Here is a 14,122-nt window from a genome sequence, read left to right as displayed (position 1 = left end):
CGAACCCGGAAGTTAAGCTCTTCAGCGCCGATGGTACTGCATGGGAGACTGTGTGGGAGAGTAGGACGCCGCCGGACATATATTGGTCGAGGGTCGCCCCGATTCATGGGGCGGCCCTCGACGCATGTCGTGGGGTTGCAAAGTAGGCTGCAAGAGTCCACGGACCACCTTCAAGAACAGTGACGGACGTGATGAGCGCGGAAGAGGACGGCCGCGGCGACGACAGCCGCGAGCGGCGGGGCGACAACGGGGGGCGGAATACGCCGCCCCGTCGCGGGAGCGGCGCTCGTGGCCGCCCGGGTGGTTCCGGGGACCGCAGGAGCGGTGGGCCCCGCCAGGGGTCGCCCCGCGCCGGCGGTGCGCCAGGCGGCCGGGGCCGTCCGAACGGCGGGGGCTGGAAGGGCAAGGACCGCGACGCTCGCGGTCAGCGTGACGACCGCAAGCCGGGCCGTCCGTTCAAGCGGGCGGACGACCGGCGCACCGAGTCCCGTGAGCGGCGGCCCGACGATCGCCGGGAAGGCCGTCCCGCCGGTCCGCGCGGTGAGCGGAGCGAAGGCCGGTTCGACGGACCTCGTGGCGGAGAGCGCCGCGAGGGGCGGCCTCCGGCGTCCAGGGGCGGTCCTCGCCCCGCTCGGAGCGGAGGCCCGGGCCGCGAGGGACGCCCGGGTGGACGGCAGGCCGGTAGCGGCCAGGGAGAGCGACGTTTCCAGGATCGCGACGGCCGCGACGGCCGCGACGGCCGTGGCGGCCGTGGCGGGCGCGACGAGCGGCGTGCCGGGGGACGGCGGTTCGAAGGCCGGCGCGAGGGACGCCCCGGCGACCGCGACCGCCCCTTCAAGGGCCGCGGCGGCCCGAAGCGCCCGCAGGACGGCGGAGGACGCCCTTCCGGGCCGCGTGGCGACCGCCCCGACCGGCGGACGCGCACGGACGAGCGTGAGCGTCCCGCACCGAAGCACGACGATCCGATCCTGCCCGATGACGTCACCGGCGAGGAGCTGGACGTCGACGCGCGCACCGAGTTGCGCACGCTGCCGAAGGAACTGGCCACGAAGGTCGCCCGTCATCTCGTCATGGCGGGCCGGCTCGCCGACGAGGAGCCGGAGCGGGCCTACAAGCATGCGCGGGCCGCGCGGCGGCTCGCGTCGCGGGTCGGGGTCGTCCGGGAGGCGGCCGGGATCGCGGCCTACCACGCGGGCGAATGGGCGGAGGCGCTCGCCGAGCTGAGGGCCGCGCGCCGGCTCAGCGCGGGCGACGTCTCCTACCTGCCGGTGATGGTCGACTGCGAACGCGGGCTCGGGCGTCCCGAGCGCGCCCTCGACCTGATCAAGTCGCCGGAGGCGAAGAACCTCGACCCGATGGGGCTCGTCGAGCTCCGCATCGTGGAGTCGGGAGTGCGCCGCGACCTCGGGCAGTACGACGCGGCCGTCGTCACGCTGCAGATCCCCGAGCTCCGCGACCGGCGGCTACGGCCGTGGTCGGCGCGGCTGTTCTACGCCTACGCGGACGCGCTCGCCGAGGCGGGACGCGCGGAGGAGGCGTCCGACTGGTTCGCGCGCGCCGCGGCGGCCGACCGGGACGGCGAGACCGACGCAGCCGAGCGGTACGCCGAACTCGAGGGCCTCCACATCATCGACACGGTAGACGGCGACGTCGAAGACGCCGGCGCCGAGGAGATCGACACCGGGGAGGGCTCCCTCGAAGACGGCGGGGACGTCGTCACGGAGGACGAAGCCGTCCCCGGAGACGTGGCCGCCGCCGAAGGGGCGCCGGCGACCGGGATCGAGTTCAAGGCCGCCGACCCCGAGGTGCCGGAGACGCCCGAAGAGGACGTGCCGGACGTGCCCGCGGTGTTCCTGGAGCCGAAGCCCGCCGACGGGGAGCAGCCGCCGCACACCGGATGACCTGCCCTACTTGACTGGCGGGTAGGTTTCGCTCGATATTCACGGGATCGCGCCGATCGGGGGCCGCCGGACACGTCCGGTGGTGATCGACTCTTGGAGTTCGCCATGCCCCTGAACCGCCGTATGTTCCTGCGCGCCACCGCCGTCGCCGGCGGAACCGCCGCCTTCTCGGGAGCCCTGTGGCACCAGGCGTTCGCGTCCGGCCCGGCACAGCCCGGTCCAAGCCCGTACGGGCCGCTGCGGGCGGCGGACGGCAACGGCCTGGCGCTTCCGGAAGGGTTCACCAGCCGGGTCGTCGCGCGCTCGCTCCGGCGCGTCGAGGGGACGAGGTACACCTGGCATCCCGCGCCCGACGGCGGTGCGTGCTTCAGCGACGGGGACGGCTGGATCTACGTCAGCAACTCGGAGGTCCCGCTCGTCGGCGGCGTGTCCGCCATCCGGTTCGACGTGTCCGGCCGGATCACGTCCGCGTACCGGACGCTGAACGGCACCACGCTGAACTGCGCCGGAGGCTCGACGCCGTGGAACACGTGGCTGTCGTGCGAGGAGCACGACCTCGGTCTCGTGTGGGAGACGGACCCGCGAGGCCAGAACTCGGCCGTTGCGCGTCCCGCGATGGGCAGGTTCAAGCACGAGGCGGCGGCGTCCGACCCTGAGCGGAAGGTCGTCTACCTCACCGAGGACCAGTCCGACGGGTGCTTCTACCGTTTCCGGCCGCAGACGTGGGGCGACCTGTCGTCGGGGACCCTCGAAGTGCTCGTCGGCTCGGGAACGGGCCCCGTCCAGTGGGCGAGGGTGCCCAACCCGGAGGTTTGGCTCACCCCGACCCGTGAGCAGGTGGCCGAGGCCATGCACTTCAGGGGCGGTGAAGGCTGCTACTACACGCACGGCGTCTGCTACTTCACCACGAAGGGCGACAACCGCGTGTGGGCCTACGACGCGGCGGCCGAGCGGCTGGACATCGCCTACGACGACGACCTCGTCGCGGAGGGCGAGGCGCCGCTGCAGGGCGTCGACAACGTCACCGCCACGTCGGGTGGGGACCTCTTCGTCGCCGAGGACGGCGACAACATGGAGATCAACCTGATCACCACCGACGGGATCGTGACCCCGTTCCTGCGCCTGAACGGCCACGGCGACTCGGAGATCACCGGCCCGGCGTTCAGCCCGGACGGTTCGCGCCTGTACTTCTCGTCCCAGCGGGGAAAGAGCGGGTTCATCGCCGGCACGGACGGCTACACGTTCGAGGTGACCGGCCCCTTCCGCCGCTGAGGACCGCCCGCCCTGGACGGGGCGTCAGGCGTTCTTGTCCAGGGCGTGCATGATGCCGGCCACGTTGCTCTCGGCGCTGGTGAGGACCTCGTATTTGGCGGCCAGTTCCGGGTCGACGCCGTCGGCGGTGATGGCGTAGCGGTCCTTGGTGCGGTCGACGACCATCGCGACGGCGTGGTCGAGGTCGAGGCCCTGGTCCCTGGCGTCGCGGACGGCGTCCACCCAGACCCGCAGTTCCTCCGCCGACCGTTCGAGGGTGTCGTCCACGTCGGTCACGGGCCCGTAGTGCGCGAACAGCAGCCGCTGCGGGCCCAGCGAACGGAACTTGCCGATCGACTCGAGCGTGGTGTCGAGGTCGAAGTCGGGCGGCGGCGTCGCGGGCTTCACGTCCGCCGTCTCCGGGATGTACATCCCGGCGGCGTCGCCGACGTAGAGGTCGCCGGTGTGGGAGTCCATCAGCCCGACGTGGTGCTTGGCGTGGCCGGGGGAGTAGTGCGAGTCCAGGCGCCGCCCGCCGCCGAGGTCGACCGTGCCGGTGTCCTCGACCGCCCGGATGCGCGCCGCGTCCGTCGGCTTCAGTTCGCCGAACAGCGTGTCGAGGGCGTCCCCATACACCATCCGGGCGCTGCGCATGAGCTTGGACGGGTCGGCCAGGTGCCGGGCGCCCTTCTCGTGGACGACGACCTCCGCCTGCGGGTACATCCGCGCGATGTCGCCGACACCGCCCGCGTGGTCGAGGTGGATGTGCGTCACGACCACCGTCGCCAGGTCGTCGGGGCCGACGCCGAGTTCCCGCAGCGCGGCCTGCACGACGGGCGCCGACCCGGACGTTCCCGGTTCCACCAGGCACGGCCGGTCGGACATGATCAAATAGCCGGCGGTGATGCCGCTGTACCCCGCCATCCGCGTGTCGATCTCGTAGACGTCCCCGCCGAGGGGCGTGACCGTGGTCGTCGTGTTCATCCCCCGATCATCGGCCCTTACCGCCCATACCGGCCACCCCGCCCCCTATTAGCGGAAATCGTCCCGAAGTAGGCGGAGGACGAGACCGGTGCGGGGCTTGGGGCCGAACGAGGTGGACTTGCGGGGAACGCGCTCGCCCTCCTCGGCGACCGCCACGACGTCCTCGACCTCGAGGGGGTTCAGGACGACGGCCGTCCCGCCGTCCCGCCGGGCGCGCGCCAGGGCGGCGGACGGGTCGTCGTGCACGACCTCGATGGCGTTCTCGTTCTCAGGGACGTTCCAGAGGCCCCCGATGAGGACGTGGTCGAGCACCGCGGTGTCGAGTCGCCGCCAGCGCGGCGAGCGCTCGGACGGCATGGAGCGGCTCAGGGCATCATCATCGGGGTCCGAGAGGAGATGCAGGGTGTCGCCCCCGCCGAGAAGGAAGGCGGGACCGGTTTCGCCTGCGAGCGCTTCGAGGGCGGTGGCCTCGTCCCTGAAGTCGGTGACACGGAAGGCCTTGCGGGCCTGTTCGACGGCGTCCTCCGGTCGGAGGCCGGGCAGGACCCGGTGGATCGCACCCAGGTGGGGCGGGTAGCGCGAGGAGTCCACGAGCAGCGCCAGCCCGGCGTCCCAGGGACCGGGGCCGTCGCCCGCGGCGTGATGGCGGGCCTGCAGGGCGCGATAGGTGGCGTAGCGGTGGTGGCCGTCGGCGATGAGCGCCCGCTTGCCGCTGAGGTCGGCGGCGACCCGGGCGTGCAGTGCCGGGTCGGTGACGCGCCACAGCCGGTGGGTGAGGCCGTCGTCGGCGCAGAACTCCATCAGGGGCTCGTGGTCCGCCGCGTCGTCGATGATCCCGGCGATGGCGTCGCCGCCGCCGCCGTCGTACAGCAGGAAGATCGGTTCCAGGTTGGCCTTCGCGGCCGCCATCAGCGCGAGCCTGTCGCGGACGGGGCCGGGGAAGACGTCCTCGTGCGGCAGCACGACGCCCTCCGACTCCGCGCGAAGGCCCAGGGCGCCGATCAGGCCGCGCTGCAGGACCGTCTCGCCCCGGGACGCCTCGTAGACGTACAGGGCCGGGTCCCGGTCGACGGTGAGGACGCCTTCGTCGAGCCAGCGGCGCAGCCTCTCGCCCGCCGTGGCGTAGCTCTCCCCGGCCGCGCGCGGGAGGTTGATCCGGACGATGTTGTACCCGCCGCCTGCCAGCAGCCGCAGCGCCCCGGCCTCGTCGATCAGGTCGTACGGGGGCGTGGTGACCGTTGCCGGGTCGCCCGCGACGTCGGCGGCGTAGCGGACGCCGTGGAACGGCGCCAGCTCCAGGCCGCGGCCCGCCGGGGGCTCCGACGTCCCGAAGACCCGGGCGCTGAACTCCCGGGGCGTCAGGCCGGTGGGGAGGTCGTCCACCTTGGGCATGCTAACCACCGCCGGGCGTGTTACGGCTGTGCGGGTACGGTCGGAATGCGAGGGGAGGTCCACATGAGTCATCAAGGTTCCGGGCGGCCGGAGGATTCCCCGGCGGACGGCCCAGGCGGCTACACCACCCCTCCGGAAGGCGGGGTCTACGAGTGGTACACGCGGGGACTGGAGCTGCTGAGGTCGGGCAGCCCCGGCGCCGCGCTGCAGCTGCTGACCAGGGCCGCCGAGGCCGAGCCGGCGTCGCACAGCATCCGCGAGGCCCTCGCCCGCGCCCAGTTCGGGACGCGGCGGTTCTCCGCGGCCGCCCAGAGCTTCGGGGCGATCGTCGAGGAGGAGCCCGCCGAGGACTACGCGCGGTTCGGCCTCGGCCTGTCCCTGAGCCGCCTCGGCGACTTCGAGGGCGCGGCGCGGCACCTGGCGCTCGCGGCGGCGATGCGTCCCGAGAACGAGGACTACGCGAAGGCGCTGCGGCACGCCAGGGCCACGCTCAAGTCGCGCCGCTGATTCCAAGGCGCGGGTGCGCGCCGCGCCCCTCCACGCCTACCCACTGGTAACAATCCCCGTACGATCACGGTCATGAGGAGCCCCATGAAAGGCAGCGACCGTCCCCTGAGCGAGGCGTACGACGTCGCCCTGCTCGATCTCGACGGGGTCGTCTACGTCGGCCGCAGGCCCGTGCCCGCGGCGGCGGAGTCGCTCGCCAAGGCCCGCGCGGCCGGGCAGCGGCTGGCGTTCGTGACCAACAACGCCTCGCGGACGCCGTCGGCCGTCGCGGCGCTGCTGACCGAGGTCGGCGTCCCGGCGGACGCGGACGACGTGGTCACCTCGGCGCAGGCGGCGGCGCGCCTGCTCGCCGAGCGACTGCCCGCCGGGTCGGAGGTCCTCGTCGTCGGCGGTACGGGCCTGCGCCACGCCCTGTACGCGCAGGGGCTGCGCCCGGTGTCGACCGCGGCCGGCCGGCCCGCCGCCGTCGCGCAGGGCTACCACCCCGGCCTCGGGTACGGGCTGCTGTCCGAGGGCGCGCAGGCCGTCGCCATGGGCGCGCTGTTCGTCGGCTCGAACGGCGATCTGACCATCCCCGGCGGCGACGGGCCGCCGCACCCCGGGAACGGCTCGCTGCTCCGCGTGATCAGCGCCGCGACCGGCGTCGAGCCGATCGTCACCGGCAAGCCGGAACGGCCGCTGCACCAGGAGTCGGTCCGGCGCACCGGCGCCCGGAACCCGCTCGTGGTCGGGGACCGCCTCGACACCGACATCGAGGGCGCCTACAACGGGGGCGCCGACAGCCTCCTCGTCTTCACCGGTGTCACAGGCCCTCTGGAGGCCCTCACCGCGCCGCCGAACCGGCGGCCCACCTACCTGGCGCCCGACCTGAACGGCCTCCTCGTCCCGCACCCGGAGGTCGTCCGTGCGGACGGCGGCCACCGCTGCGGGGGCTGGACGGCCCGCCGCGACGGGGACGCCATCACCGTCGACGGCTCCGGCGACCCCTACGACGGCCTCCGGGCGCTCGCGTCGGCCGTCTGGGAGACCGGCGCCCCGCCGCCCGCTGAGGCCCTCACGGAGGCCCTGGGGAGCCTCGCGCTCTGACGTCAGAGGAGCTTGCGCAGGCGGAGCAGGTCGAAGATGCTCGCCTCGATCTTGAGACGGCCCGCCGCCCACGCCTTGGCGGGGTTCAGCTCGTCGCGGGCCATCGCGACGAGGTCGTCGCTGTCCATGGTCAGCCGGACCTGCGCCGCCTTCGGGTCGCCGTCCGGCTCGAACGGGTCCAGCCCGCCCGCGTGCAAGCGCGTGCGGTACGCCAGCCCGAGGTCCGGGATGACGCAGCTGATCGTCCGCTCGACCGCGTGCTCGGCGAACCGGTCGGCGTCCACCTCCCCCAGGCGGGCCGCGACATGGCCGAGCGCCGCCCGGCAGTCCTCCTCGTTCGCCATGGTCAGGCCGTTCCCCGTTCCTCCGACGACGATGTCGTTCAGGGAAGGTAGCGTTCAGCATGAGCCGGAGGCGACCTGTCGCGGGCGCTCGGGGTCTACTGGGAGGTAAACGTGATGTCCGACGAGGTCGCGGAGGTGCCGGTCGCACCGGCCGCCGCGCTGGCACCGGAGGCGGACCCGGTCGCGGACGAGCCGGCGGGCGAGGAGCCGGACTTCCCCGCCGTCGCGCCGCCGGACCCCACCGGCGACCCGCGCGTGGACGCCGCCGTGGCCCGCCTCGGCGAACTCGGCGCGCGGCCCGTCTCCGGGCACGTGGAGATCTACGAGGACGTCCACCAGCGCCTGCAGGACCTGCTCGCGTCCGCCGACTCCGCCGACCCGGCCGAGGGGCACGAGCCGTCCGGGCGGCCCGCGGAGCCCGAGCGGCCCCGCCCCGCCTTCCCCGACGCCCTCCGCCCCCGCCCGTGAGCCCGCCCGTGAGCCCGCCCGTGAGCCCGTCCGTGAACCCGGCGGAGGCCCGCCGGACGGAGGCACGGCGATGAGCAGGCGCCGCCTGGACGCGGAACTCGTGCGCCGCGGCCTCGCCCGGTCCAGGGAGCACGCCGGGCAGCTGATCGGCGACGGCCGGGTACGGGTCGGCGGGCAGACCGCGGCGAAGGCGGCGACGCAGGTCGAGACCGGCGCCGCGATCGTGGTCGCCGAGGCGGCCGACGGCCCGGAGTACGTCTCGCGCGGCGGGCACAAGCTCGCCGGCGCGCTCGACGCGTTCGGCGGGCCGGACGTCAAGGGCCGCGTCTGCCTGGACGCCGGCGCCTCCACCGGGGGGTTCACCGACGTCCTGCTGCGCGCCGGCGCGGCCCGCGTGTACGCGGTCGACGTCGGGTACGGCCAGATCGCATGGTCCCTGCGGACGGACGAACGGGTCACCGTGATGGAACGGGTGAACATCCGCGAGCTGACGCCGGAGATGCTCGACGGCGACCCCCCGGAACTCGTCGTCGGCGACCTGTCGTTCATCTCCTTGAGGCTCGTCCTCGGGCCGCTGCACGCCTGCGCGGCGCCCGGCGCCGACTTCGCGCTCATGGTGAAACCGCAGTTCGAGGTCGGCAAGGACAGGGTCGGGGCGGGCGGGGTCGTGCGCGACCCGGAGCTCCGCGCCGACGCGGTGCGCCGCGTGGCCGGGCATGCGGCGACAATGGGGCTCGGGGTCCGGGGCGTGACGGCGAGCCCCCTGCCGGGCCCGTCGGGGAACGTGGAGTACTTCCTGTGGCTGCGCGCCGGCGCCCCGCCGCTCGACCCGGCCGACCTCGCCACGGCCATCGCGGAGGGCCCGCAGTGATCGGCAGCGCAATGAGCGGCAGCGTGATGAGCGGCAGCGCAGTGATCGGCAGCGCAGTGATCGGCAGGGCTCCGCGGGACCGTACAGAGGGCGACCGAACCGGGAACGTCCCCGACCGGGACGTTCGTCCAGCCGTCTGTACGCCGTAGCGCGACGGGAGTGGGGCAGAGCATGAGCAAGAGGTCGGTGCTTGTCGTGGCGCACACCGGGCGTCCCGAGGCGATCCGCAGCGCCGAACTGGTCATCGAGCGGCTCAGCGAGGCCGGCATCTGCGTGCGGGTCCTCGACGAGGAGGCCGCCGCGATCGGCGGCACGGGCGTGGACGTCATGCCCAGCACGGCGGCCGCGGCCGACGACGCCGAGGTCGTCATGGTCCTCGGCGGCGACGGCACGCTGCTGCGCGCCGCCGACCTGACCCGCACGTCCGGGACGCCGCTGCTCGGCGTCAACCTCGGCCACGTCGGGTTCCTCGCCGAGGCCGAGCGCGAGGACCTCGCCGCCACCGTCGAAGGGGTCGTGGCCCGCCGCTACGACGTCGAGGAGCGCATGACGATCGACGTCACCGCGCGCCGCAACGGCACGGTCCTCGGCACGACGTGGGCGCTGAACGAGGCGAGCATCGAGAAGGGCGAGCGGGAGCGGATGCTGGAGGTCGTCGCCGAGATCGACGGCCGCCCCCTGTCGAACTGGGGCTGCGACGGCGTGGTGTGCGCCACACCGACCGGTTCGACCGCGTACGCGTTCTCCGCCGGCGGCCCGGTCGTGTGGCCGGAGGTCGAGGCGATGCTGGTCGTGCCAATCAGCGCGCACTCGCTGTTCGCGCGCCCGCTGGTGGTGTCGCCGCGCTCGTCGGTGGCGGTGGAGGTGCTGCCCGGTACGCCCCGCGCCGTCCTGTGGTGCGACGGGCGGCGCACCCTCGACCTGCCGCCCGGCGCGCGGGTCGAGGTCCGGCGCGGCGTCGAGCCGGTGCGGCTCGCGCGGCTCCATCTCACCCCGTTCACCGACCGGCTGGTAACTAAGTTCGGGCTGCCCGTGACGGGTTGGCGGGGCCGGGTCCGCCAGCCCGCGCGCCCCTCGCCCTCGCTGGAGGACTCGCAGGTCGGAGACGCTCCGGCGGCGGGCGGCGACCCCGGCCGCCCCGCGCCGGGCACGGCCGCGGGCGGGGGGCCCGCGGCGCCGGACGGGGGAGCGTCCGGCGGGGAGAGGAGATAATCTCCACAGGCGCTGGTCCGGGATCTGTTTTGCGGAGGGTTGTGACGCTGGTGCGCCCGATGGTCGATGAGGTGCGGATCCAGGGCCTCGGAGTGATCGACGAGGCCGTGCTCGATCTGTCCCCGGGGTTCAACGTGGTGACCGGCGAGACCGGGGCGGGCAAGACCATGGTCGTCACCAGCCTCGGGCTGCTGTTCGGCGGCCGCGCCGACCCGCAGCGGGTCAGGCCGGGCGCCGACCGCGCCACCGTGGAGGGCCGGATCGTCGTCGACCCCGGCGGCCGGGTGGTCGAGCGCGTCGAGGAGTCCGGCGGCGAGCTGGACGACGGGGCGCTGATCGTCACCCGGTCGGTGTCGGCGGAGGGCCGGTCCCGCGCGTTCCTCGGCGGGCGGTCCGTCCCCGTCAACGTGCTGATCAACCTCGCCGACGACCTGGTCGCCGTGCACGGCCAGTCCGACCAGCAGCGGCTGCTGCAGTCGTCGCGGCAGCGCGGCGCGCTCGACCGGTACGCGGGCGCGGCGCTCACCAAGCCCATGCGCGCCTACACCAAGGCGTACCAGCGGCACCGGCAGGTCACCGCGCTGCTGGAGGAGCTGACGACCCGGGCGCGGGAGCGGGTCCAGGAGGCGGACGTGCTCCGCTTCGGCCTGGAGGAGATCGAGAAGGTCGACCCGAAGGACGGCGAGGACGTCGGCCTCGCCGCCGAGGAGGAGCGCCTCGGGCACGCCGACGCGCTGCGCGGCGCCGCCGACACCGCGCACGAGGCGCTGCTCGGCGACGCCGCCGCCGCGTTCGAGGCCGCGAACGTGACGAGCCTGCTCGGCCAGGCCCGCAACGCGCTGGACGCCGTCCGCGAGCACGACCCGGATCTGGCGGCGCTCGCCGACCGGCTCGCCGAGGCCGGCTACCTGGTCTCCGACGTCGGCACCGACCTCGCGTCCTACGCCGAGTCCGTCGACGCCGACCCCGCCCGGCTCGCCGCCGTCCAGGAGCGGCGGGCCGAGCTCACCGGCCTCACCCGCAAGTACGGCGGCGCGGAGGGCACCGTCGCGGAGGTCCTGGAGTGGGCGCGCAGGTCCGCGGCCCGGCTCACCGAGCTGGAGGGCGACGACGACCGCATCGAGGAATTGCGGGCCGAGCACGCGGAGCTGACCGAGCGGCTCGCCGCCGAGGCGGCGGAGCTGACCGAGGTCCGCACCCGCGCCGCCGAGCGGTTCTCCGGCGCGGTCACCGCGGAGCTCACGGCGCTGGCGATGCCGCACGCCCGCGTCGTCGTCACCGTCACCCCGACCGAGGACTACGGCCCCCACGGCGTCGACGAGGTCGAGGTGCGGCTCGCGCCGCATCCGGGCGCCAAGCCGCTGCCGCTGCACAAGGGCGCCTCCGGCGGCGAGCTGTCCCGCGTCATGCTGGCGATCGAGGTCGTGTTCGCCGGCGCGGACCCGGTACCGACGTTCGTGTTCGACGAGGTCGACGCCGGCGTCGGCGGCAAGGCCGCCGTGGAGATCGGGCGCCGGCTGGCGCGGCTCGCCCGCAACGCCCAGGTGATCGTCGTCACACACCTGCCGCAGGTCGCCGCGTTCGCCGACCAGCACCTGCTGGTGGAGAAGTCCGACGACGGCAGCGTCACCAGCAGCGGCGTCACCGCCCTGGACCGCGAGGGGCGCGTGCGGGAGCTGTCCCGGATGCTCGCCGGCCTGGAGGACTCCGAACTGGGCCGCGCCCACGCGGAGGAACTCCTGGCCATGGCCTCCGAAGAACGTTGACCGCATCGGAGAGCCCCCCGGACGAACAGGGCGCTCCCGCCGGGGGACGAGCACCCCGCAAAATCACAGAGGGTACACGAGCGGACACGCCTGGACGCCCGTCTTTTCGGGCGTCCGCATCCGCGCTCTGGCAGGATGGCAAGTGATGAGCGACCCGTCACCCACCACCGAGCGCCGCGTCCGGCTGGCACAGAAACTGCCGCTGCGCGCGCTCGCGCTCGGCCGCGGCCGCGAGGACGGCCTGCCCGGGGTCAACGCCACGGTCCGGCTCGACCGCCGCACCAAGGACCTCACCAAGCGCCTCCAGCCGGGCGAGGTCGCGGTGATCGACCACGTCGACCTCGACCGCGTCAGCGCCGAGGCGCTGGTCTCCTGCGAGGCCGGCGCCGTCGTCAACGTCGCGCCGAGCATCTCGGGCCGGTACCCCAACCTCGGCCCGCAGATCCTCCTGGAGGCCGGCATCCCGCTGGTCGACGACGTCGGCCCGGAGATCTTCGCCAAGCTGCAGGAGGGCGACCAGGTCCGCGTCGACGGCTGCGCCGTGCACCGCGGCGACGAGCTCATCGTCAAGGGCACCGAGCAGACCCCCGAATCGGTGGAGACCGCGCTGGTCGAGGCCAAGGCCGGCCTCGCGAGCCAGCTGGAGGCGTTCGCCGCCAACACGATGGAGTACGTCAAGCGCGAGCGCGACCTGCTCATCGACGGCGTCGGCGTCCCCGACGTCACCACGAAGCTCGCCGGGCGGCACGCGCTCATCGTGATCCGCGGCTACCACTACCGCGAGGACATCGCGACCCTGCGGCCCTACATCCGCGAGTACCGGCCCGTCCTGATCGGCGTCGACGGCGGCGCCGACGCGCTGCTGGAGGCCGGCTACCGCCCCGACATGATCGTCGGGGACATGGACTCGGTCTCCGACGACGCGCTCACCTGCGGCGCGGAGATCGTCGTGCACGCCTACCGGGACGGGCGGGCCCCGGGGCTGAAACGGGTGGAGGAGCTCGGCCTGGAGGCGGTCACGTTCCCCGCCACCGCCACCAGCGAGGACATCGCCATGCTGCTCGCCGACGACAAGGGCGCCTCGCTCATCGTCGCGGTCGGCACGCACGCCAACATGGTCGAGTTCCTCGACAAGGGCCGCGCCGGCATGGCCAGCACCTTCCTCACCCGCCTGCGGGTCGGCAGCAAGCTCGTCGACGCCAAGGGCGTCAGCCGGCTCTACCGCAGCCGCATCTCCACCTGGTCGCTGCTGTTCCTCGTCCTCGGCGCGCTCGTCGCCATCGTCATCGCCGTCGCGGTTTCCCCGGCGGGGGACGTCATCAGTCCCCTCCTGGCCGACCGCTGGCACGCCTTCGTCTTCTGGCTGACCGGACTCTTCACGTGATCGATTTCCGCTACCACCTCGTCTCCATCGTCGCGATCTTCCTGGCGCTGGCGCTCGGCATCGTGCTGGGCTCCACCACGCTGTCGGACTCGGTGAGCGACACCCTGCGGCAGCAGGCCAACCAGGCCGCGAAGACCGCCCAGCAGGCCCGCAACCAGCAGCGGCAGCTGCAGGAGCAGGTCAACGGGCAGGAGCAGTTCGCCGGCGCGCTGTCGCCGCAGATCGTCGCGGACCGGCTCAAGGGCCAGTCCGTCGTCATGGTCGAGGCGCCCGGCGCCGGGGACGACAGCATCGAGCAGGTCGGCGAGCTGGCCAAGAACGCGGGCGCCGCCGTCACCGGCCGCGTCACGATCCAGAAGAAGCTCCTGGACGACGACCAGCTGATGACGATCGAGGAGCTGGCCACCCAGCTCAAGGCCGACGACGTCGAGTTCCCCGAGGACGCGAACGCCTACGACAAGGCGGGCGCGGTCCTTGCGGGCGCCCTGGTCACCCGGAACCCCGACGAGTCCGGCCGCGAGGACGCCGCCGGCGGGGCCGTCCTCAACGGCTTCAAGGAGGCCGGGTACATCACCGCCACCGGCAAGCCCGGCCAGCACGCCACGCTCGCCGTGGTGGTCGGCCCCGCCACCCCGTACGCCTACGAGGGCGGCGGCGACGACAACAAGGCCCTGATCTCGCTGGCATCCGCCCTCGACGCCGCCGGGCGCGGTACGGTCGTCGGTGGCCCCTCGACCTCCGCGCAGGAGGGCGGGCTGATCGCGGCGCTGCGCGACTCCGACGCCGAGGAGAAGGTCTCCACCGTCGACGTGGTGGACACCCCCTCCGGCCAGGTCGTCACGATCCTGGCGCTGCAGAACGAGATGAACGGCAAGAGCGGGCAGTACGGCACGGGCGCCGGCGCGAGCGGCTACCTGCCCTCGCCCGCGCCGACGGCGGGGAAGAACGGGTGACCT

13 protein-coding genes, 1 rRNA gene and 1 pseudogene are annotated in these 14,122 nt (G+C 73.9%); 11 read left to right on the top strand and 4 right to left on the bottom strand.

The window, feature by feature from the left end; all coding sequences use genetic code 11:
* Positions 1-77 (top strand): 5S ribosomal RNA (rrf, locus tag IEZ03_RS06670); the annotation flags it as partial.
* 93 nt (positions 78-170) lie between these two features.
* On the opposite strand, the gene IEZ03_RS06665 is transcribed toward rrf, so the two are convergent.
* Entirely contained in the window at positions 171-1,064 is an 894-nt protein-coding gene (locus IEZ03_RS06665; RefSeq protein WP_184891029.1) for a hypothetical protein, read from the bottom strand.
* A gap of 6 nt (positions 1,065-1,070) precedes the next feature.
* Here IEZ03_RS06665 and IEZ03_RS06660 point away from each other — a divergent pair, with 6 nt between their 5' ends.
* Both IEZ03_RS06660 and IEZ03_RS06655 read left to right on the top strand, forming a co-directional pair.
* Positions 1,071-1,901, top strand: a complete 831-nt coding sequence (locus IEZ03_RS06660; RefSeq protein WP_229808069.1) for a hypothetical protein — start codon at positions 1,071-1,073, stop codon at positions 1,899-1,901.
* Between the two features lie 111 nt (positions 1,902-2,012).
* Entirely contained in the window at positions 2,013-3,173 is a 1,161-nt protein-coding gene (locus IEZ03_RS06655) for an alkaline phosphatase PhoX (protein WP_373293543.1), read from the top strand.
* Positions 3,174-3,197: 24 nt separating this feature from the next.
* Here the strand turns inward: IEZ03_RS06655 and IEZ03_RS06650 are convergent, their stop codons facing one another.
* Together IEZ03_RS06650 and IEZ03_RS06645 are read right to left on the bottom strand one after the other, a co-directional pair.
* A complete protein-coding gene (locus IEZ03_RS06650; RefSeq protein ID WP_184885011.1) occupies positions 3,198-4,136 on the bottom strand; it encodes an MBL fold metallo-hydrolase in 939 nt (312 codons plus the stop codon).
* A gap of 48 nt (positions 4,137-4,184) precedes the next feature.
* Positions 4,185-5,528, bottom strand: coding sequence for a DUF1015 family protein (locus IEZ03_RS06645; RefSeq protein WP_184885008.1), 1,344 nt, complete (start codon positions 5,526-5,528; stop codon positions 4,185-4,187).
* Between the two features lie 63 nt (positions 5,529-5,591).
* Here IEZ03_RS06645 and IEZ03_RS06640 point away from each other — a divergent pair, with 63 nt between their 5' ends.
* Positions 5,592-6,035: a tetratricopeptide repeat protein gene (locus IEZ03_RS06640; protein WP_184885006.1), complete on the top strand. Its 444-nt coding sequence runs from the start codon at positions 5,592-5,594 to the stop codon at positions 6,033-6,035.
* Positions 6,036-6,119: 84 nt separating this feature from the next.
* Positions 6,120-7,121, top strand: a complete 1,002-nt coding sequence (locus tag IEZ03_RS06635) for an HAD-IIA family hydrolase (RefSeq protein WP_184890675.1) — start codon at positions 6,120-6,122, stop codon at positions 7,119-7,121.
* A 2-nt stretch (positions 7,122-7,123) separates the two neighbouring features.
* Here the strand turns inward: IEZ03_RS06635 and IEZ03_RS06630 are convergent, their stop codons facing one another.
* Positions 7,124-7,465 (bottom strand): SCP2 sterol-binding domain-containing protein, encoded by a 342-nt coding sequence (locus IEZ03_RS06630; protein WP_184885004.1) that lies wholly within the window; start codon positions 7,463-7,465, stop codon positions 7,124-7,126.
* Positions 7,466-7,579: 114 nt separating this feature from the next.
* Here IEZ03_RS06630 and IEZ03_RS06625 point away from each other — a divergent pair, with 114 nt between their 5' ends.
* The 6 genes and pseudogenes from IEZ03_RS06625 (at position 7,580) to IEZ03_RS06600 (ending at position 14,119) form a co-directional block, all read left to right on the top strand.
* On the top strand, positions 7,580-7,933 hold the full coding sequence (locus IEZ03_RS06625) for a hypothetical protein (protein WP_184885002.1): 354 nt from the start codon (positions 7,580-7,582) through the stop codon (positions 7,931-7,933).
* A 70-nt stretch (positions 7,934-8,003) separates the two neighbouring features.
* Positions 8,004-8,804 (top strand): TlyA family RNA methyltransferase, encoded by an 801-nt coding sequence (locus tag IEZ03_RS06620; RefSeq protein WP_184885000.1) that lies wholly within the window; start codon positions 8,004-8,006, stop codon positions 8,802-8,804.
* A 171-nt stretch (positions 8,805-8,975) separates the two neighbouring features.
* Positions 8,976-9,863: pseudogene (locus IEZ03_RS06615) on the top strand (NAD kinase); the annotation flags it as partial.
* A 212-nt stretch (positions 9,864-10,075) separates the two neighbouring features.
* Positions 10,076-11,782 carry a DNA repair protein RecN gene (recN, locus tag IEZ03_RS06610; protein WP_184884996.1) on the top strand — a complete coding sequence of 569 codons (1,707 nt, stop codon included), beginning with the start codon at positions 10,076-10,078 and terminating at the stop codon, positions 11,780-11,782.
* A 145-nt stretch (positions 11,783-11,927) separates the two neighbouring features.
* On the top strand, positions 11,928-13,166 hold the full coding sequence (gene steA, locus IEZ03_RS06605) for a putative cytokinetic ring protein SteA (RefSeq protein ID WP_184884994.1): 1,239 nt from the start codon (positions 11,928-11,930) through the stop codon (positions 13,164-13,166).
* Positions 13,163-14,119 carry a copper transporter gene (locus IEZ03_RS06600; protein WP_184884992.1) on the top strand — a complete coding sequence of 319 codons (957 nt, stop codon included), beginning with the start codon at positions 13,163-13,165 and terminating at the stop codon, positions 14,117-14,119. The genes steA and IEZ03_RS06600 overlap by 4 nt, the downstream gene beginning before the upstream one ends.
* Positions 14,120-14,122: the final 3 nt, after the last annotated feature.

It is taken from the genome of Actinomadura livida (assembly GCF_014648675.1).
Taxonomy (GTDB): domain Bacteria; phylum Actinomycetota; class Actinomycetes; order Streptosporangiales; family Streptosporangiaceae; genus Spirillospora; species Spirillospora livida.
Note: the sequence above shows the minus strand (reverse complement) of the source record. Positions and strands in the feature narration are given on the sequence as shown.

Bases quoted from the DNA above. Each gene is read 5' to 3' on its own strand.
- IEZ03_RS06665 (WP_184891029.1), bottom strand. From the start codon at position 1,064: ATGACGGGCGACCTTCGTGGCCAGTTCCTTCGGCAGCGTGCGCAACTC.
- IEZ03_RS06660 (WP_229808069.1), top strand. From the start codon at position 1,071: ATGGCGGGCCGGCTCGCCGACGAGGAGCCGGAGCGGGCCTACAAGCAT.
- IEZ03_RS06650 (WP_184885011.1), bottom strand. From the start codon at position 4,136: ATGAACACGACGACCACGGTCACGCCCCTCGGCGGGGACGTCTACGAG.
- IEZ03_RS06645 (WP_184885008.1), bottom strand. From the start codon at position 5,528: ATGCCCAAGGTGGACGACCTCCCCACCGGCCTGACGCCCCGGGAGTTC.
- IEZ03_RS06640 (WP_184885006.1), top strand. From the start codon at position 5,592: ATGAGTCATCAAGGTTCCGGGCGGCCGGAGGATTCCCCGGCGGACGGC.
- IEZ03_RS06635 (WP_184890675.1), top strand. From the start codon at position 6,120: ATGAAAGGCAGCGACCGTCCCCTGAGCGAGGCGTACGACGTCGCCCTG.
- IEZ03_RS06630 (WP_184885004.1), bottom strand. From the start codon at position 7,465: ATGGCGAACGAGGAGGACTGCCGGGCGGCGCTCGGCCATGTCGCGGCC.
- IEZ03_RS06625 (WP_184885002.1), top strand. From the start codon at position 7,580: ATGTCCGACGAGGTCGCGGAGGTGCCGGTCGCACCGGCCGCCGCGCTG.
- IEZ03_RS06620 (WP_184885000.1), top strand. From the start codon at position 8,004: ATGAGCAGGCGCCGCCTGGACGCGGAACTCGTGCGCCGCGGCCTCGCC.
- recN (WP_184884996.1), top strand. From the start codon at position 10,076: ATGGTCGATGAGGTGCGGATCCAGGGCCTCGGAGTGATCGACGAGGCC.
- steA (WP_184884994.1), top strand. From the start codon at position 11,928: ATGAGCGACCCGTCACCCACCACCGAGCGCCGCGTCCGGCTGGCACAG.